This is a genomic window from Robertmurraya siralis (assembly GCF_005502275.1).
Lineage (GTDB): Bacteria > Bacillota > Bacilli > Bacillales > Cytobacillaceae > Robertmurraya > Robertmurraya siralis.
Window position 1 is genome coordinate 191,108 of sequence record NZ_SWLZ01000005.1, and the last position, 22,586, is coordinate 213,693.

Here is a 22,586-nt window from a genome sequence, read left to right on the forward strand (position 1 = left end):
AAAGCAGCAGTGATTCCGGAAAAACGACCACCAATTCCGGAAAACAGCCAAATCAATCCAATATAGAGAGGTGTTTTCATGCGATTTGCCATTTTTGACAAAAAGCTTGTTCCAGAGCCATTGCTTTCAGAACCTCAAACCACGCAAACGATCGCCAAAATCGGCGAAATTCCCCAACCTTCTCGAAACCTGCATTTTCAGTATTGTAATGACGTACGAAAAAGACTCATTGGAAAACAACTACTCCTTGATGAAATCCCCCATACTTTAGATGAAATCCATCAACATTATGAACAGGGATATATTACTTTGCGAAAAGGAATTGTTTTTGAAAAAGGAACTCCCCGCTGTCAGAGGTGTGGTAATCAAAAACCCCATTTATTTTCCAGCTTTCCATGCTCAAGGTGTCGGGAGCTGTGCACTTATTGTCGGAAATGCATTATGATGGGCAGAGTCAGTACGTGTACACCTCTCTATAGCTGGAGTGACTCTGAGTGTCAAAGCGCGAGGGAAACTGCCAACTTGGTTTGGAATGGAACGCTTTCGTTCGGACAGCAAGTTGCCTCAGACGAAGTGGTGAAAGCCATTTCTACAAATGATGACCTATTAGTTTGGGCCGTTTGTGGAGCAGGAAAAACTGAGCTGCTGTTTGAAGGGATTCGCTATGCATTATCGCTTCAGAAAAGAGTTTGTATCGCAACCCCACGCACCGATGTCGTTCAGGAATTAACCCCGCGCCTTCAGGCGGTATTTCCCCAGATAGATGTTGCCTCTTTATATGCAGGCTCACCAGACCGCCACAAATATTCCCCCTTAACGATTTCAACCACTCATCAGCTTTTTCGTTTTTATCAGGCTTTTGATGTTGTCATTGTGGATGAAGTAGACGCATTTCCCTATTCGATGGATGAAACTTTACAATATGCCGTCCAAAATGCTCGAAAAGAAAGGTCCTCAATGATTTATCTCTCTGCAACTCCCAATCAACAATGGCAAAAGGATTGTCGTCAAGGAAAAAGGAATTTTGTGACAATTCCGGCCCGTTATCATCGTAAGCCTTTACCAGTTCCAGAACTTAAGTGGTGCGGGAATTGGGACAAGAAGCTGAAGCAGAATAAGCTTCCGCCTAATGTAATGAAATGGTTAAAAATTCGTTTAGATATGGAAAAACAGGCTCTCCTTTTTATTCCGAAAATTGAGTTAATCCCAAAGCTTTTGGCGATTTTACAGAAGCTTGATTCGCGAATTGAGGCAGTGCATGCGGCAGATCCTGAGCGCAAAGCAAAGGTTCAATCTATGCGGCAAAAAGACATTCCCATTCTCGTCACCACGACAATTTTAGAAAGGGGGGTGACTTTTCCCAATCTGGATGTAGCTGTTCTCGGTTCAGAGGAGCAAATTTTCACAGCTAGTGCTCTCGTACAAATTGCCGGACGTGTTGGGAGGAGTGCACAATATCCTACTGGCAATATAACTTTTTTTCATTTTGGACGTACAGAAGCGATGCTTCAAGCAAGAAAGCAGATTCAAAATATGAATGCGGAAGCGGCAAAGAAAGGGATGATCGACATTGAGTGAATATTGCCTTTTTTGTCATGAAGAATTGATTGAGCATATTAGTTGGTCAACCTTTTTTTCGAAAAGAGAAGAGGAATTAGTTTGCCCCTCTTGTCAGGAGCAATTGGAGGAAATAACGGGGAAAAGATGTGATATCTGCAGCCGCCCTTTAGAGAGAATAGATGCTCAATATGTAGTGGGCACTCGTTGTTCCGACTGTGTTCGCTGGGAGAACGATTCAGAATGGCAGGGATATTTAGCAGGAAATCTCTCCATCTATTTATATAATGATTTCTTAAAGGAAATCATTAGTCAGTATAAATTCCGGGGCGATTATCTATTAGCTAAAGTGTTTGCTCAAAAGCTTAAAACCTCCATTCGTATGCTGCATGCTGATTATCTTGTTCCGATTCCATTGAGCACAGAGCGCCAATTCGAGCGCGGTTTTAATCAAGCAGAAGCCCTCCTGCGCGAAGCCGGCCTCCATTCAACCCATTTACTGCAAAGAACCCATGGTGAAAAGCAATCGAAAAAGTCGCGTGAAGACAGGATTCACCTCTCGCAAATTTTTCAGCTAACTGATTCGTTCGTGATAAGTGGCAAACGGATTCTCCTCATCGACGACATTTACACGACCGGCTCAACATTAAGGCATGCTGCGAAGCTCCTTAGGAAGGCAGGAGCGGACTATGTGTTTGCACTGACCTTGGCCCGGAGTTAGAGTTGCTCTTTGTTGCGAAAGAGCGATATATTTTGATAAGGACCGATAAAATGAAACAAAGACCGATATATTTCATTTAAGACCGATATCGCCCACAAAAGCAGAGAAATTTTAGTCGAGAACAAGCAGCTCAGTGCCAGTATTCGACGATTTCCATCAAATGTCTCTAATTTTTCATATTCTTCCACAGATCTTCACGCTATAATGGTAGCAAAAGGATGTAAACTTTTTAGGGGGAGCAAAAAATGGATCAATTAGCGAACTGTCCAAAATGCGGAGAAATCTTTGTTAAAAATAAATTTCGTGATATTTGCCAAGCTTGCTGGCAGGAGGAAGAAGCGGCATATGAGAAGGTGTATCAGTTTATTCGTAAACGAGAAAATCGCATGGCCACGATGCATCAGGTTGAAGAAGGCACAGGGGTGGAAGAAGCGCTAATTCTCAAATTCATCAAAACAGGGCGTTTAAAACTGGCACAATTTCCGAATCTTGGCTACCCATGTGACAGATGTGGGAAATTGATTCAAAAGGGCAAGCTTTGTAACGCGTGTACAGAGACGTTGAAAAAAGAATTGGATCTTCATAATATGGAAGAAGAACGTAAAAAAGAATTAGAAAAACGAGAAAAACAAATAACTTATTTTACTTTAGATGAAAAGAAATGAGAATCCGTATGCTGATGCATGCGGGTTTTTTGATCTGTAAAAAGCTAGCCACTCAAAAAAATAGTAGTGTAAACAAAACATTCCAATTAATATGTCTGCAACTTAACCGATATTAGAATTAGAAGTTTGTACGGGGAGTGGCATAAATGCAAATCACCAATCAAGGGCTGACTAATACAGCAAGTATGGATCTTTCATTTGATGTTAAAAATGATGAAATTTACTCTGCGCAAATTAAACAACGAATTTCAGATAAAGAAGCTGTTCTGCAAATAAGAGGGAAGGAATTTGTCGCTGAATTTGAAGGGAAGGTACCAGCTGGAGAGCGAGCAACGGTTCAAGTCACCAGTCATCAAGAAGATAAGCTGAATGTGAAGGCGATTCAAAGTGAGACAGCTAAATCATTGAACTTGAAGGCGCCAGAACTTTCTGCAGTATTGCAAAAGGTAGGATTAACTTCAAAGGATGCCCCGGAGTTAAGAGAAGCAGCGAGATTATTGTTAGATAAGGGATATCCGCTATCAAAAGAAGTAGTTTCTGAGCTGAAGACATTTTTTGAAAAAGGGCAAGGCTCGTTTGAAACAAAAAGTGATACAGTCAGAGCACTAGTGAATAAGGGCTTGGAGGTTACTCAAACGCATCTCCGATCTATCCATGAAGCGCTGCACGGAAAGCCATTAAATGAAGTGCTGACAAATCTGGCAAAGGAACTGAATCTTGATACTTCTGGTAAAAGAGAACAGGCTGTTTTTTCCAATGTGAAAGAAGGAGCCATAACAGCTAAGGCAGCAGAGAGCGTGGTCAAAGCCCCTCTTTCCAACGAAAAAGCCTATAATCAAACGGCAGTTCGAGAGGTTGTCAGCCAAATTCGCTCTATTTTAGAAAAAGAGGCAGATCCGCAAAAAGCAATTCAGGCTGTAAAAACGGTGATTGCCAATAACGCAAAAATAGATAGAGAGATTGTTAATGAGATTAACAAGGTCATTTCTGATGCGGAAAAACTCCAATCTATCGGCAAGGATCGTTTAGTTCAGACTTTAAATCGTTCTGAAGCTGAAATGGTCGCTCCAAAAGCGGTTGCAGTGGATAATAGGGCTGAACAAAGCCGACCTGTTTCAAATGCTAGTTTAAGTGAAGTTGTTAGAGAGCTGCGAAATCAAGTCAGCTCCAATCCGAATTTGCAAAAATCAATTGAAAAAGTTCAAACGGAATTGTTAAACAATCGCAATCTTTCGGCAGATGCTTCAGGAAGAATTGCCAAAGCAATTACGGAGGCTACAGCGTTAATGCAGCAGGGGCGGATTACGACAGGGAAGGAAGTGCTCAGCTCCGCATTGGCAAGCGTGGAACATGACGCCATTGATTTAAAACCTTCTGAAGTCATTCGCCAAGCACGAGAAACGGTGCAACAGGAACCGCGCCTGCAAAGAGCGATTGAGCAAGTGCGTGAACAGGTAGTCCAAAATCCGAAAATCGATCGTGAAATAGCGCAAAAGGTCGAGCGTGCTTTGCAGGAAGCAAGCCAGCTGCAAAGGTCAGGTCAGGAGTCGGCAGGAAGAGAGCGAATTGTTCAAGCGCTGAGCAGTGCTGAAGCGGAATCAGTATCAAGAGAAGGGCAGCGAAGTGAGGCACCGGCACCGGTAAGGCAAGGTTCTCAGGAAACTGTGCAACCAGATTCCCGCCGCATGGAATCACAGCTCAACCATTCTTCTAATGCAAAAACGGTGCAGACACAGCAAGGGGCCGCTTCTCAAACCGTTGAATTAAAGGAAACGATTAAGCAAGTACGTGAGCAGCTTCAAGCGGGTCAAGATGTAAAAAAGGTCCTTCAGGAACAGGTGCTAAAATCTCCAAGCATTGATCCGGATATTGCCAGAAATATCGAAAAGGCGTTGAATCAAGCAGACCAGCTTAGCGAGGCGGGGCGTGAACGGTTAACGAAGCTATTGCTGCAATTAGAGGCAAATGCTTTAAAGTCGCAGCCGCAAACCGCTCAAGCTGGCCAGCAAGCAAATCAGAATATTCAACAAACTGAATCGCAGAGCGGTGGAGAAATGAAGCCCGTGCTAATACCGAAGCTGCCAAGCGAAACCGTGCAGCAGGCTTTAAAGCAATTCCACAATGAACCGGATGTGGACAAGGCTTTGAATCTAGTCAGAAAAGAAATATCTAGCAATCCAAATATAGATGTCAAAAATATCGCAAAAATTGAAGAGGCGCTAGAACGGGCACAACAATTGAATGATCGAGGGCGGGAAATTGCCTCAAGGCAGCATGTAGCCAATGAATTAACCCAAATCCAGAAGTCCCTTTCTCTGTCAGAACCGAAAGTGGAGCCAACGCAAGGGATGAACAGCCAATATGACGTCAATGAGCTTCTTCAATCCATGCAAGTTCAATCTAAAGATATTTTAGTTACAAGGGTTACACAAAAGCTCGCCGAAGCGACGCATGAATTCAGGGATTTAAAAAGAGAGATTACGAGAAATTTAGATAGTGTCCAGCGCACGATTGACACTTTTAAAGGAAGCGCACAGCCGCAAGCGAGCAAAATGCTGGAGACTGCTATTAGCAAACTGGATAATGCGATTTTAAAAAGTGATTTAATGTTATTTACGGACATGAAAACAGAAAGGCAGCTTTTACAAGCAAGCTCCCAATTAGCTGATGCGAAAAAACTTTTAGCAAAAGGCAATTTCTCTGAAGCTTCGAAAATTGTCGGACAAGTGAAAGAATTGATTGATAAATTAAATTTCAAGCCTTCAGAACAAAAGATCATGCATTTTGTCAGCAAGGAAAGCCTTGCGATGGACAATCGCCATGCCCCTTTAGAGGCAGGAGCAAGAGGCTTCTCTTTACAGGAGCCGTCAGGAAGGCAAATGTTCGAAATGGTTCGCTCGCTTGGGCTAAACCATGATAGTGATTTAGCAAACTCGCTTGTGTTTAAAAATGGCGAGCACAACCAGCAGGAGCAGCAAAATAATATGAAGGCTGCTTTAATGAAACTTCAGCAAGAAGAAGCTAACCCTCGTGTGGCCCAGCAAGCGGAACAAGCACTGAACAATTTGACAGGCCAGCAGTTATTAAGTAAGGCAGATTCGCCTGGTACGATGCAAAACATGCTCTTTAACCTGCCGTTGCTGCTTGGAGGAAAGCCGGAAAACTTACAGGTCTTTGTCAACTCTAAAAACGAAGGCCAGCAGGTCGATTGGGAAAACTGCAATCTCTATTTCCTTATCGAAACGAAGAAGCTAGGTGATGTCGGAATCATGCTTTCGGCGACCGAACGGAATTTAACGATTACCATTAAAAATGATAAACCAGGTTTTAAAGAAAAAATGGAGCCGTTAGCGAATATGGCAAAGGATAAGCTAAATGAAATTGGCTACAACGTCAATGCCCTTCATTTCACGAGAATGACACCGATTAAAACTCAAAGTCAACCTGATCAAACGATTGAACAAAAACCGCAAAAACCTATTTTTACAGAGAAGGGAATGGATTTTAGAATATGATGGTATCGTCTGCTTTCTATAATCAAAAAAGACGCAAAGAAATGAATGGCCCTTCTGCTGCTGTTATTAAATATGACGAGGGTTCTAATCAGGCACCGACCATTGTTGCACAAGGAAAGGGGCAGGTTGCGCAGCAAATTATTGAACTGGCCAAAAGGAATCATGTTCATATGCAAGAGGATTCAACATTAGTGGCCAATTTATTGGATATGGACTTGGGGGACAATGTTCCCCCGCAATTATATTCAGTCATGGCCGAAATTTTACTATTAATCGAGGAAATGGAAAAAAATTATTAAACACTTTTCGACTTTTTCCGATAAATAAGTTAGATAACCAATTGGAGGTGTACAACAGGTGACTGAAATCTTTACAGAATCAGCTATTCACCAAAAATCACCACAGGAAATAACCGCGCTCTTATACGAAGGGTGTATGACAAACTTAGAAGAAGCCATTGATTTTATTAATAGCAAAGATTATGTCTTAGCGAATCGAAAGCTCCAAAACGCGAATGATATCCTTCAACGTCTTGGTGCTGGACTCAATTATGATGCTGGCATCATCGCTGACCAATTAGATGTACTTTATAACTATATGGCAGATAAGATTGTTGAAGCGAATTTAAATAAAGATGTCAAGATTATTAAAGAAGTTCTTCATTCATTGGAAGAAATCTCAGCTGCCTGGAATCAGGCAATGAAAAATAAAACAGCTGACCCAGCAGCAGGCATTCGAAAGAAAGCTTCTGCTTATGAAAAAAGTGTTTTAACTGAAGAATATTAAAATAAAAGGAGCATAAAAAATGAAAATCAATAATAATATTCAAGCTTTAAATGCTTACCGCAACTTATATCAAAACCAAGCGGCAACTTCTAAAAACCTTGAAAGACTATCTTCTGGATTACGTATTAATCGCGCTGCTGACGATGCTGCAGGACTTGCGATTTCAGAAAAAATGCGTTCACAAATCCGCGGCTTAAAGCAGGCGGAAAGAAACTCGCTTGATGGAATCTCCCTCATGCAAACAGCTGAAGGAGCGATGACAGAAGTTCACTCCATGCTACAACGTATGCGTGAGCTTGCTGTACAAGCGGCAAACGATACAAACACGACTGAAGATCGCGAGCAAATCCAAAAAGAAATCGACCAATTGCGATTGGAAATCGACAGCATCGCATCGAAAACTGAATTCAACACTCGTAAATTACTTGACGGTTCAAGTGCTGCCGACACTCAATTTGCACTTACGAATGAGACTGGTTTAGTTGATGTGCCTGTTGTAACGAATGCTTCAATGAAAACAGGTGACTATCAAGTTACTGTGGCTTCTGGTTCCATCGCCTTAAATTTAAAATTAACTCAACCTGAGGCAGGAGTGCAGGATGCCTCTGTAATAAGTAGTGAATTGGCAGATTTCCAAGCACAAGATTTAAAATTAGGTGAATATTCAATTGTTGTCACGAACTATGCTACTGAAGGCGGTACAATGAGTGCGACGATTGAAGTCTTTGATCCAGACGGGTTCTCTATCGGCTCGAAAGCGGCGGAAATTGGGAATTCAGGAAATGCTGGTGTTATTGCAATCGGAGAACCAGGTAAACAAATTGAAATTGACACATCAAAAATCACAAAGGCTGGAACAGCAAAGATAAAAATTGAATATAATGCGACTGTATCGATCCAAAAGAAGGATGGTGCAGACTACGAGGATATTACATTTGATAAAACAATCACAACATCAAATGGTGTTATTAAACACGGTGGAATGGAACTTAAATTTGACAGTCAAATGGCTGAAGGCGTAACGCAGTTTACGTTAACGAACAAAGCATTGGCTTTCCAAATCGGTGCTAACACAAACCAAAACGTCATGATTGATGTTCCACAGTTAAGCACTGTCAAGCTTGGTATTGACGAAATTAACGTGCTTGATCATAAATCGGCTAACGAAGCCATTTTCAAGCTTGAAAAAGCGATCAATCAAATTTCATCTACTCGTTCTAAGCTTGGTGCGACGCAAAACCGTTTGGAGCATACGATTAATAACCTGCAAGTAACACATGAAAACTTAACATCTGCTGAGTCACGTATCCGCGATGCTGATATGGCTCTTGAAATGACTGAGTTCACTAGAAATAATATCCTTAATCAGTCTGCACAAGCGATGCTTGCTCAAGCAAATCAATTGCCACAAGGTGTTCTTCAATTACTACAAGGATAAATTTCACAAGAGAGGTAAGGCTATCTGTAAAGGTCTTTCCTCTCTTTTTTATGACAGCGATGCGATAAGAAGATTTTTCGATCGAGTGAATCGTTATGATAAAATATTGCTATCAACACAATTAAAAGGATGGATTAATCAATGGAGATCCAAAAAGTAAATAAAGCCGGTCTTGATCGAGTGAAGGCAAAAAATAACGTACCCGCTGAAAGCGTATCCTTTCAGGAAGTGATGGCAAAGGGACGTCAACAAACAGTATACGACAAGTTAACTAAAATGGTTGAAGAAATTGAGGAACAAGGGAAGACTCTTGCAGAGAACCGCACGGTTGATGACTTGCGTAAATATAAAAAAATGGTCAAAGAGTTTATGGAAGAAGCGGTACAAAATGGGCTTCAGCTCGAAGAACAAAGAGGCTTTAATCGCAGGGGACGCACAAAGATTTACAAAATTGTAAAGGAAGTAGACAAAAAGCTAATAGACCTTGCAAACGATGTGTTAAACAAAGAAAAGAATGGACTTGATATTTTAAAGCAAGTAGGGGAAATTCAAGGACTTTTAATCAATATATATACATGATTTTTTATTAAGGGTTTTGTGCCGAGAACTCATCAACGTTAAAAATGATTTAAAGTCGCTTGGGCAACAATACTGTTCACATAGCTTTTTTATTAGCTTTGTTGGATGTTGTCGGTGTTGATTTTTGACTCATTTTCTTTCTGATTCCATGAAACGATAGGAGAAATCTCGCTTTCTCCTATCGTTTCATGGAATCAGAGAACCTTTCATTATAACTGAAAGGCGTGTGAAACCAAGGTTTCACACGAAATGAGGCAAAAATCGTTTTAGTAATAAATAATGTTTCACGCAGCCTTTTTATTAAATAAGGTCTTTACAAACTAGAAATGCTGCCGATATATAGTATAGATGATAAACTTAGTAACGGAACTGTGTATGTAAGAGGTGAGAAAAAAATGAAAATCAATCATTTGCGCAATATAAATGTTAATCCGTATAACAAGCAAGTGGAAAAATTGGAGCAAACACAAAAAGCAAAGTCGAAAGACAAAATTGAAATTTCATCAGAGGCAATCAAGCTCCAAAAGATTGGCAATATCGAGCTTGAAAGACAAGAAAAAGTAGATGCGCTTAAAAGGGAAGTTCAATCTGGCCAATACGAGCTGAATGCAAAGAAAGTGGCCGAAAAAATGTATTCTTATTGGGATGACTTGAAATAGGAGTGAATCCATTGCCTGCGAAAACAATACTTGAATCTGTAAAGGAATTAACCAGTTTACATGAAGGTTTGCACACGATAGCCCTTCAAAAAACAGAGATTGTTAAAAAGGGAGATTTAGACGGTCTGCAATCACTCCTCAAAAAAGAAAATCTCTATATTAAACAGATTCGCCAAACAGAGGGCAAACTCGTACAAGAAACACAAACTTTTTTAGAAAAAAATGGGGCATTCCCCGATTCTCCTAGCTTATCTAAAGTAATCGAGTTAGTAGAGGATAAAACGTCATTTGTGACAGAAAAAACGAAGCTTGAAACTCAAATTGAGGCTTTGCGTCAACAAAATTTATTGAATCAAGATTTACTAGAACAATCCTTGCAATTTGTTCAGATGAATTTGGAACTATTGCAGCCGGATATCGATTCTTTTAATTATAACCGTCCTGAGGTGAACCAAGAATCGCCTCATCCGAAACGGTCCATTTTTGATTCCAACGCTTAATGGAGGATATTTATTATGACTTCAACCTTTTTTGGATTAGAAACTGCGAAGAGGGCACTTGCGACACAACAATCGGCTCTTTATACGACAGGACATAATATTTCAAATGCGAATACACCTGGCTACACAAGACAGCGCGTAAACATGCAAACGACCCTACCTTACCCTTCTCCATCATTAAACAGGCCACAAATTCCAGGTCAGCTCGGAACAGGTGTGAAGGCGGGAGATATTACGAGAATTCGTGATAGTTTTACCGATATGCAATTTCGTACAGAAAGTAGCAAACTAGGGTATTGGCAATCTAAAGTCGAAATGTTGAGCCAAATGGAAAATATTATGAATGAACCTTCTGATATCGGTCTTGCCAATACGATGAATCAATTTTGGAATGCTCTTCAGGATTTAGCTGTGCAGCCACAGAACGACGGTGCGCGAAGAGTCGTGCGTGAGCGGGGAATCACCCTTGCGGACACATTTAACTACATGGCTAATTCCTTGAAGACGATACAAGCAGATTATCGCAAAGAGATTGAAACGTCTCAAGATTCCATTAATTCGATTTTAAGACAAATTAATGCCATCAATAAAGAAATTGGTTCGATTGAACCTCATGGCTATTTGCCGAATGACTTATACGATGAGCGCGATCGCTTGCTTGATGAATTATCAACTTATATGAATATCAGGGTTGATTCGAAATCAAGTGGAGGTCTAGCATCTGCTAATGCGGAAGGCAAATTGGATGTCTATTTAGCAACACCAGAAGGGGATATTTTAAAGGATTCTAATGGGAAACCTATTAAACTTGTAGATGCAACAATGGGGATTGCCACTGGCATCCATATTCAATTTGAAAATCGTTCAGAGATTGATAGTCCGATGACCCAAATCAAGTTTTTCCAATTAAATGAAAACGATAGCGGATTTGCCGGAATGGCCAACAACACAGTTGCCGATCAGTCAACAAATCCCCGCTATATTTTAGAGGATTTTAATGCGTTTAAATCAAACGGCGCATTAAAAGGCTATATCGAAGGCTTTGGCTATAAAATAGGAGATGAAGTAAAGGGAAAATACAATGATATGCTCGCAGACCTCGATCAAATGGCTTATACATTTGCTACCCATTTCAATCTTGTTCACGGTTCAGGCTGGAGCTTGAATGAAATTGAAAATGGTGCACAGAATGATACGTTTGGGGATTTCTTTGCAATTGGCACTTCTGTGAAGGGAGCAGCCTCCAGAATTGCTGTTGCGAGCCATATCATTGATGATGTAAAAAATATTGCAGCGGCTGCAGAGGGAAATGTGATAGCTGGTGCGATGAAAAGGGAAAATGCTAATAATAAAGCAGTAGGGAACCCTTCTTTTACTGGAATTTATGATTCGGCTGATAGCTCCCTTTTAACAATTACAGACTCAACCGGAGCAACTGTTACATGGCCAGCAGGACTTGATAATATAAATGTGAAGGTCGAATACGATTCAGATGTAGACCCAAGTATTTGGAATTATACTTTTACAGCCGTTGATGCGGATGGCAATACGTTTACTGCAACACATTCTACATCGGATAAAACGGTGAAATTATTCGGAATCAACTTTGATACAAGCTCATTATCTTCATTAACGGATGGGGATACATGGTCTTTAACCTTCAAAGCTGAAGGAGTTAAATCTACAGATGAGGCATTTATTGGAAATGGCTCGAATGCACTAGCATTGGCAAATGTGAAGGACGCTCTAATTGATTTTGGAGGCAATCTCACAAATGTCCAATCATTTTATCAAGGAATGATTGGAAAGCTTGGCGATAATGCGTCTGAAGCAAATCGAATGGCGATAACCGCACTAACATTAAAAGGTTCAGTTGAACAAAGACGCATGTCAGAGAGCAGTGTTTCTTTAGATGAAGAAATGGTAAATATGATTCAATATCAGCATGCTTATAATGCGGCAGCAAGACAGGTGACCCTTATTGATGAATTACTTGATAAGGTGATTAACGGCATGGGCATAGTTGGAAGATAGGTAGGTGAATGAATATGCGTGTTACTCAATCAATGCTTTCAAACAGTAATCTGAAATATATTAGTCAAAACTATAATCAATTAGCCAGGCTGCAGGATCAGCTTATAACAGGAAAGAAGATTACGAGACCATCGGATGATCCTGTTATTGCGATGAAAGGGATGCGTTATCGAACTGATTTGGTTGAAGTTGACCAGTTCCGCCGTAATTTAAATGAAGGCTTTAACTGGATGGATAATGCGGATTCAGCTCTTGATGAAACAAACTTAGTTTTGCAAAGAATACGTGAACTGGTTGTACAAGCTTCTAACGATAGCTATGAGGAAGAGGCGCGTAAAAATATTGAAAAAGAGATTAGTAGCTTGCAAGCGCATATTGTCGCGCTAGCGAATACAAAGATTGGGGAAAATTACATTTTCAACGGAACGGATACAGTCTCAAGTCCTATTAATGAAAACCAATTTAATGTCGATTTTACTAAATTTGCGAGCGATCTTGCCAATGTGGATGATTATGTGATTAGCTACAAGGGAAAAACGTATAAATATGATTCTACGAACGGTGATGTGACAACATTTACGGTTCAGCCTGACATTAAGTATAAAACGATTGATGCTAATGGAAATGAGATCGAAGAAACGGGCCCGCCAGCCACGATTTCGATTGATACATCTACAACACCACCATCGATTAAACAGTTTCAACTAGAAGAGCAAGAGGGTCTCAATGGTGCGGTGATTGGAAGCACCAGAGATTTAGAAGTAAATGATCTCGTTGTTTCCAACATAGGAGCGATTTCCTCCAACACGCAAAAAGTTGAAATTGAGGTCATGAAGGGTGTTAAAATTCCAATTAACGTTAATTCACAAGATGTATTTTCTATAGAGATGTTTAGTGGCTTAGAATCCATTAAAAAGATGTTAACAGACCCAGAAACCACAGGTGAAGAAATTACAAAAGCACTTGACTCGATTGATAGCTATCTTAATAATATTGTTTCAACACGAGCAGAGCTAGGGGCTCAAATCAATCGAGCTGAGATGGTGGACAGCCGCCTTCTTGATCAGAGAGTAATTGCGAAAAATACGATATCTACTAATGAGGACATGGATTTTGAAGAAGCCATCATTAACCTAACTATTCAAGAAAGTATCCATCGTGCTTCCCTTGCGGCTGGGGCCAGAATCATTCAGCCAACATTAATGGACTTTCTACGCTAAGCTATTCCTTCGGGGGTAGCTTTTTTTAAAGGGCTTTGTTGATACAATGATTTTTCGCTCATTTCGTGTGAAATCATGGTTTCGCCCCCCTTTCAGTTAAATTGAAAGGCGAAAAGATGAGTCAAATATGAATATCGCCTCATATAGCAATGCTTTTTTAAAATAAAACGAAGGTTTTAATTGTTACCATCTTTAGCTAAAATAGAATTATAAATCCTTAAGGGAGGACTAGCGATGAAGCTACCTCGATTAGAAATTGATAGTCAGCTCGCTTATTTAGGTCTAAATAAGAGCCGATCAACAATTGAAATAAGGCAGCCTAAAGCTGATATGAGTCTGAATCAACCGCAGCCGGAAGTAGAATACATGAAGACGGACAGTAAATTGGAAATTGACCAGACGGAAGCTTTTGCTGATGCCAACTTAAAGAATCCGCTAAGAGTGGTGAAAGAGTGGGCAGCAAAGGCAAAACAAAAGGCCCTTCAAAGCATTGCCGAGAATGCAGTAGAAGGGAATCGTCTCATGAGGATTGAAGGTCAGCGCAAAAGTGCCATTCCAGAGATTGCCCGGGAGAACAGTGAACCTGACCAAATGCAGTTTAATATTGGGTATATGCCCTCCTCGGCTGATAAGGTGAAATTCAGCTATCAGCCATCAACGATAGAGATAAAAGTACATAGAGGAAATTTCAATATTGATATTAAACCGAATGAACCTATCATTAAATACAACCCAGGAAACCTGCAGATTTACTTAAAACAAAAGGCATCCATGCAAATAAGAGCGGTGGGAGCCGCCCTCGACCAAAAAATCTAGAAGTGGTGACGAAAAATGAAAATTGCAACGAAGTATCATGGTGAAATCGAAATTGATCAAGCGAATATCATTCACTTTAATAGCGGTATACCTAGCTTTTTAGAAGAAAAACAGTTTTACGTATTACCATTTGCAGATGATGGACCTTTCTTTATATTACAATCGATTCAAACACCAAGTCTTGCATTTGTGATCGTGAGTCCATTTGAGTTTTTTCCAGGATATGAACTAAAGTTGCCGGAGCATGTAGTAGAAGCTCTGGAAATCGCGCAAGCAGAGGATGTTGCAACATTTGTTATTCTTACAGTTCAGGAACCCTTCCAAAACACAACTGCGAACCTGCAAGGTCCTATAGTGATCAACAATAAGAAAAAATTAGGGAAGCAAGTGATTCTTAGTGACAGCTCCTACACGACGAAGCATCTTTTAGTCCAAACTGCAGCAGCAACCGGTAAGGAGGGCTAAACAATGCTTGTACTTACAAGGAAACTTAACCAAGCGATTCAAATCGGCGATGACATCGAAATCAAAATTCTTTCTGTTGATGGTGAACAAATTAAAATTGGTATCAACGCCCCCAAAAATGTCGAAATTCATCGAAAAGAAGTATATTTGGCAATTCAAGAAGAAAACTCGCAGGCCATAGACACAACAATGGATCTTTTGACAAAATTCTCCGATCAACTAAAAAATAAATAAAAAAATGAAATTAACCCTTCACAACCTAAGAAAAATGTCGATATAATGGTTGTAACCAATCTAGTCATTCGGGCGGCCGACCAAATGACTAGATTGAACATACAAAACCACATGGATGTGGGATAAAACCATTTCAAGGAGGAACTTATACATGATTATCAACACTAACGTTTCAGCGTTAAACACTTACCGTCAAATGGGTGTTAACAACAACGCTGGTGCAAAAGCTATGGAAAAATTATCTTCAGGTCTTCGTATCAACCGTGCTGGTGACGATGCTGCAGGTCTAGCAATTTCTGAAAAAATGCGTGCGCAAGTACGTGGTTTAGATCAAGCGAGCCGCAACTCTCAAGACGGTATTTCCATGATCCAAACTGCTGAAGGTGCATTACAAGAAACACAAAACATTCTACAACGTATGCGTGAGCTTGCTACTCAAGCAGCGAACGATACAAACGTTGATGTTGACCGTAATGAGATCCAAAAAGAAATCAACGAGTTAACTTCAGAAATTAACCGTATTGCTAACACAACTGAATTCAACACTCAAAAAATGTTAAATACAAGTGGTGCTGGTTTTACTGCTACTTTCCAAGTTGGTGCTAACAATGGTCAAAGCATGTCTATCAAAATTTATGATATGAGTGCTAAAGCTCTAGGACTTGAAGGTACTGCAAATGGTAATCATGCTGAAGGTGCATCTCTTGCTTCTGGAAGATTGAATGTTGGAACTGGAGCTGTAGATGGAGCTGTTTATGCGGCGGCAAGCGGAGTTACTAACGGAACAGATAGCACTGCTCAAGGAGCAGCATTAAGTGTTGCTTCTCATGAAGATGCTGCGGCAGCAATTGAAGTTATCAATAGTGCTATTGAAGCTGTATCTGCTCAACGTTCTAATCTTGGTGCATACCAAAACCGTTTAGAGCACACGATTTCTAACTTAAATAACTCTTCTGAAAACCTATCTGCTGCTGAATCTCGTATTCGCGATGTAGATATGGCGAAAGAGGTAATGGAAATGACGCGTGCAAACATCTTAGGACAAGCTTCCCAAGCAATGCTTGCTCAAGCAAACCAAAAGCCTCAATCAGTATTACAATTACTTCAATAATTAATTATTTGAATTCCCCGGGCGAAATTTCGTCTGGGGTTTTTTGTGCTTCATTTTTTAAATTAAAAAATTCTTAAATTTTTTCAATAAGATAACTACCAATAATTCCCTTATCAAGTCGTCTTAACATTTGTTGAAAAATGTCGATATTATAAGTATCTAATTAGACGGAGGAACGATAATGAAATTAACGATATTAGATCAAATATACATGTTTGACAACGAAACAAATGTAACTGAAAAAATTATTGAAAAAATTAATAGTATTATCTCTGAAAAGAACTTGTTTTTCAGCCATTTAATCATTGATGGTCAAGAAGTATACGAGGATCATGAGGAATATATGCTAGCTAAAATAGAAGATGTTAAAGAAATAGAGGCGATAGTAAAAACAGTGCAAGAGCTTATTGATGACGTACTGATTACGTTAGATGATTATACTAGTCGAGCAATTCCTGAAATCAAAAGGCTTGTTAATGAATTTTACCAAATTCCATCTGAAAATACATGGCTCTCATTAACTTATTTATTAGATGGGATAGATTGGCTTTACCAATCATTGAAAAAAATTGATCAAATAAAACATTCCATTGTGAATTGGGGAAAATTTGTAAAAAGTATTGCTGTTTTCGAGGTGGAATTACCGAACTTAATGGAAGCAATAGAAAATAAAGATTCAATCCTGATAGCAGACATTATTCAATATGAAATTTTACCTCAATTTGAGATTATTAATGGCGAGACTAAGAAAAATTTTGCAGTGAAATAAATCCAATGAAGTAGGTAAGATAATGCGGACAACTATGTATAAGAATAAAAACATTTTAATAATAGGTGGAACGGGCACTATCGGGCGCAGGTTGACAAAAAAATTGCTTGAACAGAACCCGAAAGTAATCCGAATTTTTAGCAGGGATGAATATAAGCAGTTTGAAATGCAACAAGAGCTTCATAGACATAAAAATATTAGATATTTAATCGGCGATGTCCGCGATGAAAATCGACTGTTGAGGGCAATGGAGGATATTGATTATGTTTTCCATTTAGCAGCAATGAAGCAAGTTCCTGCTTGTGAATATAATCCTTTCGAAGCGGTTCAAACAAATGTGTTAGGGACGCAAAATGTTATTCAGGCCGCATTGACAACAAATGTTAAAAAGGTTCTCTTTACTAGTACCGACAAGGCAATTGCCCCAACAAACACTTATGGGGCAACTAAGTTAACCGCTGAAAGATTAATATCGGCGGCACAATACCAAAAAGGACCAAAGCAAACTATATTTAGCTCAGTACGGTTTGGGAATGTCATGGGGTCAAGAGGTTCAGTCATTCCCCTATTTATTAAACAAATATTAAAAGAGAATAAAATAACGGTGACGGACGCCAACATGTTGAGATATATGATGACCTCAACCGAAGCAATAAATCTAATTCTTGAAGCAAATGAAATGGCTAAGGGCGGAGAAGTGTTTGTCTTAAAGATGCCAATTATTAAATTATGTGATCTTGTTGATGTTCTAATAGAAGAGGTAACTCAAAAGTATAACTTATCAAAAGCTGTTGCAATCAAACAAATCGGTATTCGTCCAGGCGAGAAAATGTTTGAAGAATTAATGACTGAAGATGAAGTTAGAGTGGGCTTAGAAACGAGCAATATGTATATTATTCAGGCACCTTATGTTGGGGGCCATTCGTACAAGGATGCCCATCCAATTCATAATCCTCCTCGTGTTAGAGAGGATGCTGCCATTGATAAAGAAACATTAAGAAGCTGGATTTTAGAAGAAGGACTCGTGGACAATCAATAGTTCTTCATGTGAGGGATTGTCCGGAGAAGAACGGAATGGACATTGTCCGAAATAATAGGTTTCGAGTAAACCACTTATTCACACAGATTAAGCCCTATCGTTTATAAAAGCTGTCTGTTCTAAGCAAAAGGTTAAACTACTATAATGATTTTGCTTTAATCGAGATGCTTTGAAAGTGAAAACCGTTATTGAAGTTCTGGAGAATTTAATAAAATTTGCAGGTGAAAAAAATGAAGATTGCAATCATTGGGACAGGTTATGTTGGACTTGTAACCGGCGTATGTCTTGCGGAGATCGGTCATGATGTTACATGTATTGATATAGATGAACAGAAGGTTAAAAAACTAGGCAGTGGAATATCTCCTATTTATGAACCCGGTTTAGAGGAGCTGTTAAAGAAAAACATATCTGACAAAAAACTGCGGTTTACTTTAAGTCATGAAATAGGACTCGATGATGCAGACGCAGTTTATCTTGCCGTAGATACGCCGCAAAGTGAGGATGGATCAGCGGACTTAACTTATATTTTGCAGGCAGCCAAGGATATTGCGAGACATTTAAAAAGCAATATCGTAGTTATTACAAAAAGTACAGTACCTGTTGGAACAAACAGAACTATTAAGAAAACAATTATCGAACATCTTCAGGTAAATGTGGAAGTAGAAATAGTTTCGAATCCCGAGTTTTTAAGAGAAGGTCATGCAATATTTGACACTTTTCATGGGGACAGAATTGTCATTGGTGCAGATACAAAGGAAACTGCTAATTTTGTTGAAAGGATTTACAATCCGTTTAACCTCCCTGTAGTACATACTGATATTGAGAGTGCTGAACTAATAAAATATGCTTCTAACGCATTTCTAGCAACTAAGATAAGTTTTATAAATGAAATAGCAAATTTATGCGGAAAAGTTGGTGCGAATATAACAGACGTTTCAAAGGGCATGGGAATGGATCAACGAATTGGCCATGCTTTTTTAAATGCAGGTATAGGCTATGGGGGTTCTTGTTTTCCGAAAGATACGAATGCGTTGTTGCATATTGGACAAGAAAATGGCTATGAATTAGAAATCTTGAATAGTGTCATTCATGTCAATGAAAAACAACCGTTAAAATTGGTAGAAAAAGTGCTTCGTAGATTTTCTAATTTGCAAGATAAAAAACTCGCTGTTCTTGGTCTTTCTTTTAAGCCTAATACTGATGATATGCGTAAGGCCCCTTCAATTAAGATTATTAATGAACTGATCAGTCATGGTGCTCAAATAGTAGCATATGATCCAATTGCAATGGAGAAGGCGAAATCAGTTCTTCCTTATGAGGTGCAATATAAAGATTCCTTTTATGAGGCTATAAAGGGAGCGGATGCTTGTCTATTTTTAACGGAATGGGACGAGTTCAAAAAAATTGATCTGGCGAAAATGAAGCTATTAATGAAAACGGCAATTGTATTTGACGGGCGTTATTGTCTATCAATGGAAGAATTACAAAAGCGTGGATTTGAATATTATACAGTTGATTCCGTCAGCAACTTAGATTTTCTGTTGAAGAGGGAGGCGATTTACTTATGGTAGCTGAAAATTTATCCTTTTTAAAACTAAACTACCCTGAGCTAGTAAAGAAATTGGAAAACAGATGGGATAATAAAGAAGAAATTTCCTGTCGGACGATCGAGTCAAGAAAAGGGAAGCCGACTATCCAAATCACACTTGATGAAAGCAACATGCTTGTCCATAGTAAATATGATCCTGAAAGAGAAGCAGAACAACTAATCGATCAAGCTAATCTAAATATTGATATTAACGATTATGAGCATGTGCTATTTTATGGTGTCGGACTAGGCTATCATGTAAAGGAGTTTTTAAAGAGGTATCCTAATTTTAATTTTTCTATTTATGAACCAAGTATAGACATTTTTCACGAGTTTATAAATGAACAGTCACTAAAAGAGCTTCCCCTTCACAAATTAAAAAATATCTTTGTCGAGAGCTCCAACGAGGATGGGAAGTTTTTTTTAGAACAGTTAACACATAATATACGAGAGCGGATTTTACTTGTAGTCTTGCCTAGCTATCAACAGATATTTAAAGAGAAATTCGTGCTATTTTCTGAAAATTTTAAAGCGGCCGTTTCTTCTAAAAGACAAACTTTGTATGTAGACAGTGCTTATAGTACAAGATGGACATTAAATAGCTTAGTAAATTTGCCAAAAACTGCTCATACTCCCAATATATTAAGTGATGAATTTAAGCTTCGATTTCGTGATAAGCCTCTAATTATCGTATCTGCTGGCCCCTCTTTAGAGGATGAATATGAACATCTTCGCTATATTAAAGAAAAAAAACTAGCTTATATTTTTGCAGTTGGCTCAGCTAATCGTGCGTTAGTAGCACAAAATATTATGCCCGATGCTGTTTGTACCTATGATCCTCAAAAACATAATCATCAGGTGTTTGCAAGTATGATTGAACAAGGGATTACAAGCATACCAATGATTTACGGAACAAGTGTTGGTTATGAAACGTTAGATATGTATCAAGGTCCAAAACTTCATATGGTTACAAGTCAAGACACGGTGGCAAAGTATTATTTAAGAAATTCAAATGGGGGCGAAATTGATGTGGTACAGGACTCGCCAACCATTGCCGCAGTTACTTTCCAACTTGGAGCAAAACTAGGATGTAATCCTATAGCGTTTGTCGGGCAAAACTTGGCTTTTAAAAATGAGCAGTACTACTCAAAGGATGTTGAATACCAACAAAAAAATCGTTCTATAAAAGTAGAAGAGAAGGATCGCCAATTCACTTTATTTGTTGAAGACGTATATGGAAACAGCGTTGAGACTAATTCTTCTTTTAATAGTATGAGGGAATTTCTTGAGAATCAAATTAGCCAATACCCTAATGTAAAAGTATTTAATACAACTAAAGGCGGAGCAGCTATAAAGGGGACTATTTTTAAATCACTAGAAGAGTTAATCCATGAAGAATTTAAAAAAGAAGTCGTGGACGAGAATTGGTATTTAGGGATTGAAAATAAGTATGATCTTAATTATCTACTTGAATGCTGTAAAAAAATTGAACGCTCTATTGATCGGTTTCGAAAAGATTACAAGGAAGTTCGTTCAGGATTAGTAGAAATGCAAGCAAGAGTCGAAAATAAAAAAACAGATAAGTTGACAAAAATTATAGAGAAGTTTAACAAGTTAATGAAGAAATTCATTGGTAATGAAATCTATTTTTATGTTGTTCAACCGATTCTTCGGACCCAATTTCAAGCATTGACGATTAAAGCGGCAAATATCCGGAAACTGACAAGTGAAATTGAGAGAGCAAAGTTGATTATAGAAGGGTATTTTCCTTTTATAGACCAATGTAAGCAAACGTTAGAACAGGTAGCTGGAAATATCTATAGGGTTCATTGGGAACTTTCGAATAAAGTTGAAATGCCGCTAAGTAAATTTTACGCAAGCGATTGTGGGGCTTTTCACTATATTGGAGAATGGGAAAAGCAAAATCCGACGGCTGGTTACTCTGTTGACTACTCCGTGAAACAAATGAATGGAAGAAACAATGCTTCCGTAACATTTCGTTTTAAAGGAACTTCATTAAAAATTTTAGGTTCAATGAGAAGAGACAGCTCAAAAAAACAAATTGAGATTACGATTGACGGGAGCACAGAAAAGGTTTCAGTAAGAAATTCAGATCTACATAATTTTGAAACGGCAAATTTCAAGCAAATCTTGTTTGAAAAGCATTATTTAAAAAATGAAGAACACCTTATTGAGTTAAAAGTGTTAGATGAAGGAAATTTCGTATTCTCAGGAATAGAAACTGCGTCAAATAGCCGGATCAGCCATGTACATGAAGTGAGCAACATTGAGGAATTAGAACTTGGCAAGAGAATTCGCTGTCACTATAAAGCTACATATAATAAGGTCGGTGAGTTTCTAGGTTTAGGAAAAGAAACTAAGGAATTTATTCCACCTGAGTCTAGCGCATTTCCAGATGGAGATTTCTATTTCATTATGGTTGATGAGGTTGATGGTAAAAAGAAATTGATTGCTGATCGAAATGTGCAGCACAGTATTTCTTGGGATCAACTTTATGAAAATGGAATTGCGACTTCAAATGGAAGGGAAATATTTAAAGATATAAAGGGCTATAGTTCAAAAGTGAAATTAATGACTGGTGGAGTATCTCAGAATGATAAGAATAACGATTGGGATAAGTATTTAGTATCTGATGAAAATGGTGTATTTCCAAGAAGAGATGATATTTGGCATTTTCAAAATAGTACTATAAAAGATATAGCTTCGTGGACAAATTCTCCTATCCAGGGCACCGAAAATAGAAAAATGAGAAGAATGTTAAAAAGGCCGTACTATATTACATCTAAAAACTCTTTATCAAACAAAGTTTTAAGTACTACTGGTTTTCGCCCCATTTTGACAATAAATAATGTGTTGGAGCTGAAATAAA

At 38.8% G+C, this 22,586-nt stretch carries 20 protein-coding genes; all 20 read left to right on the plus strand.

The window, feature by feature from the left end; translation table 11 throughout:
• Nucleotides 1-78 precede the first annotated feature (78 nt).
• The 20 genes from FCJ93_RS09325 to FCJ93_RS09420 all read left to right on the plus strand — a co-directional run bounded on the left by FCJ93_RS09325 (nucleotide 79) and on the right by FCJ93_RS09420 (nucleotide 22,585).
• On the plus strand, nucleotides 79-1,578 hold the full coding sequence (locus FCJ93_RS09325; protein WP_137743523.1) for a DEAD/DEAH box helicase: 1,500 nt from the start codon (nucleotides 79-81) through the stop codon (nucleotides 1,576-1,578).
• Nucleotides 1,571-2,278, plus strand: a complete 708-nt coding sequence (locus FCJ93_RS09330) for a ComF family protein (protein ID WP_137743524.1) — start codon at nucleotides 1,571-1,573, stop codon at nucleotides 2,276-2,278. The genes FCJ93_RS09325 and FCJ93_RS09330 overlap by 8 nt, the downstream gene beginning before the upstream one ends.
• 245 nt (nucleotides 2,279-2,523) lie before the next feature.
• The gene (locus FCJ93_RS09335) at nucleotides 2,524-2,943 is read left to right on the plus strand and encodes a TIGR03826 family flagellar region protein (RefSeq protein WP_137743525.1); all 420 of its coding nucleotides are present in this window, start codon (nucleotides 2,524-2,526) and stop codon (nucleotides 2,941-2,943) included.
• Nucleotides 2,944-3,089: 146 nt separating this feature from the next.
• Nucleotides 3,090-6,458 (plus strand): coiled-coil domain-containing protein, encoded by a 3,369-nt coding sequence (locus FCJ93_RS09340; RefSeq protein WP_137743526.1) that lies wholly within the window; start codon nucleotides 3,090-3,092, stop codon nucleotides 6,456-6,458.
• Entirely contained in the window at nucleotides 6,458-6,757 is a 300-nt protein-coding gene (locus FCJ93_RS09345) for an EscU/YscU/HrcU family type III secretion system export apparatus switch protein (RefSeq protein WP_137743579.1), read from the plus strand. The genes FCJ93_RS09340 and FCJ93_RS09345 overlap by 1 nt, the downstream gene beginning before the upstream one ends.
• 58 nt (nucleotides 6,758-6,815) lie before the next feature.
• Nucleotides 6,816-7,244: a flagellar export chaperone FliS gene (fliS, locus tag FCJ93_RS09350; protein WP_137743527.1), complete on the plus strand. Its 429-nt coding sequence runs from the start codon at nucleotides 6,816-6,818 to the stop codon at nucleotides 7,242-7,244.
• Nucleotides 7,245-7,263: 19 nt separating this feature from the next.
• The gene (locus FCJ93_RS09355) at nucleotides 7,264-8,682 is read left to right on the plus strand and encodes a flagellin N-terminal helical domain-containing protein (RefSeq protein WP_137743528.1); all 1,419 of its coding nucleotides are present in this window, start codon (nucleotides 7,264-7,266) and stop codon (nucleotides 8,680-8,682) included.
• 141 nt (nucleotides 8,683-8,823) lie between these two features.
• Nucleotides 8,824-9,261, plus strand: coding sequence for a YaaR family protein (locus FCJ93_RS09360; protein ID WP_137743529.1), 438 nt, complete (start codon nucleotides 8,824-8,826; stop codon nucleotides 9,259-9,261).
• A 395-nt stretch (nucleotides 9,262-9,656) separates the two neighbouring features.
• Nucleotides 9,657-9,920 carry a flagellar biosynthesis anti-sigma factor FlgM gene (flgM, locus tag FCJ93_RS09365; protein ID WP_137743530.1) on the plus strand — a complete coding sequence of 88 codons (264 nt, stop codon included), beginning with the start codon at nucleotides 9,657-9,659 and terminating at the stop codon, nucleotides 9,918-9,920.
• An 11-nt stretch (nucleotides 9,921-9,931) separates the two neighbouring features.
• Nucleotides 9,932-10,420, plus strand: coding sequence for a flagellar protein FlgN (locus FCJ93_RS09370; protein WP_170211273.1), 489 nt, complete (start codon nucleotides 9,932-9,934; stop codon nucleotides 10,418-10,420).
• A gap of 15 nt (nucleotides 10,421-10,435) precedes the next feature.
• On the plus strand, nucleotides 10,436-12,454 hold the full coding sequence (flgK, locus tag FCJ93_RS09375) for a flagellar hook-associated protein FlgK (RefSeq protein ID WP_137743532.1): 2,019 nt from the start codon (nucleotides 10,436-10,438) through the stop codon (nucleotides 12,452-12,454).
• A 14-nt stretch (nucleotides 12,455-12,468) separates the two neighbouring features.
• Nucleotides 12,469-13,674, plus strand: a complete 1,206-nt coding sequence (gene flgL, locus FCJ93_RS09380) for a flagellar hook-associated protein FlgL (RefSeq protein WP_137743533.1) — start codon at nucleotides 12,469-12,471, stop codon at nucleotides 13,672-13,674.
• Nucleotides 13,675-13,908: 234 nt separating this feature from the next.
• Complete coding sequence (locus FCJ93_RS09385; protein WP_137743534.1) at nucleotides 13,909-14,490, plus strand: DUF6470 family protein; 582 nt, start codon at nucleotides 13,909-13,911, stop codon at nucleotides 14,488-14,490.
• Between the two features lie 15 nt (nucleotides 14,491-14,505).
• A complete protein-coding gene (gene fliW / locus FCJ93_RS09390; protein ID WP_137743535.1) occupies nucleotides 14,506-14,955 on the plus strand; it encodes a flagellar assembly protein FliW in 450 nt (149 codons plus the stop codon).
• A 3-nt stretch (nucleotides 14,956-14,958) separates the two neighbouring features.
• Nucleotides 14,959-15,189 (plus strand): carbon storage regulator CsrA, encoded by a 231-nt coding sequence (gene csrA, locus FCJ93_RS09395; RefSeq protein ID WP_137743536.1) that lies wholly within the window; start codon nucleotides 14,959-14,961, stop codon nucleotides 15,187-15,189.
• Nucleotides 15,190-15,340: 151 nt separating this feature from the next.
• A complete protein-coding gene (locus tag FCJ93_RS09400) occupies nucleotides 15,341-16,300 on the plus strand; it encodes a flagellin N-terminal helical domain-containing protein (RefSeq protein WP_137743537.1) in 960 nt (319 codons plus the stop codon).
• 181 nt (nucleotides 16,301-16,481) lie between these two features.
• Complete coding sequence (locus FCJ93_RS09405) at nucleotides 16,482-17,069, plus strand: hypothetical protein (protein WP_137743538.1); 588 nt, start codon at nucleotides 16,482-16,484, stop codon at nucleotides 17,067-17,069.
• 22 nt (nucleotides 17,070-17,091) lie between these two features.
• Nucleotides 17,092-18,108 (plus strand): UDP-N-acetylglucosamine 4,6-dehydratase family protein, encoded by a 1,017-nt coding sequence (locus FCJ93_RS09410; protein WP_137743539.1) that lies wholly within the window; start codon nucleotides 17,092-17,094, stop codon nucleotides 18,106-18,108.
• A gap of 230 nt (nucleotides 18,109-18,338) precedes the next feature.
• A complete protein-coding gene (locus tag FCJ93_RS09415) occupies nucleotides 18,339-19,679 on the plus strand; it encodes a UDP-glucose dehydrogenase family protein (RefSeq protein ID WP_137743540.1) in 1,341 nt (446 codons plus the stop codon).
• Entirely contained in the window at nucleotides 19,673-22,585 is a 2,913-nt protein-coding gene (locus FCJ93_RS09420) for a 6-hydroxymethylpterin diphosphokinase MptE-like protein (RefSeq protein WP_137743541.1), read from the plus strand. The genes FCJ93_RS09415 and FCJ93_RS09420 overlap by 7 nt, the downstream gene beginning before the upstream one ends.
• The last annotated feature ends 1 nt before the right edge of the window (nucleotide 22,586 follow it).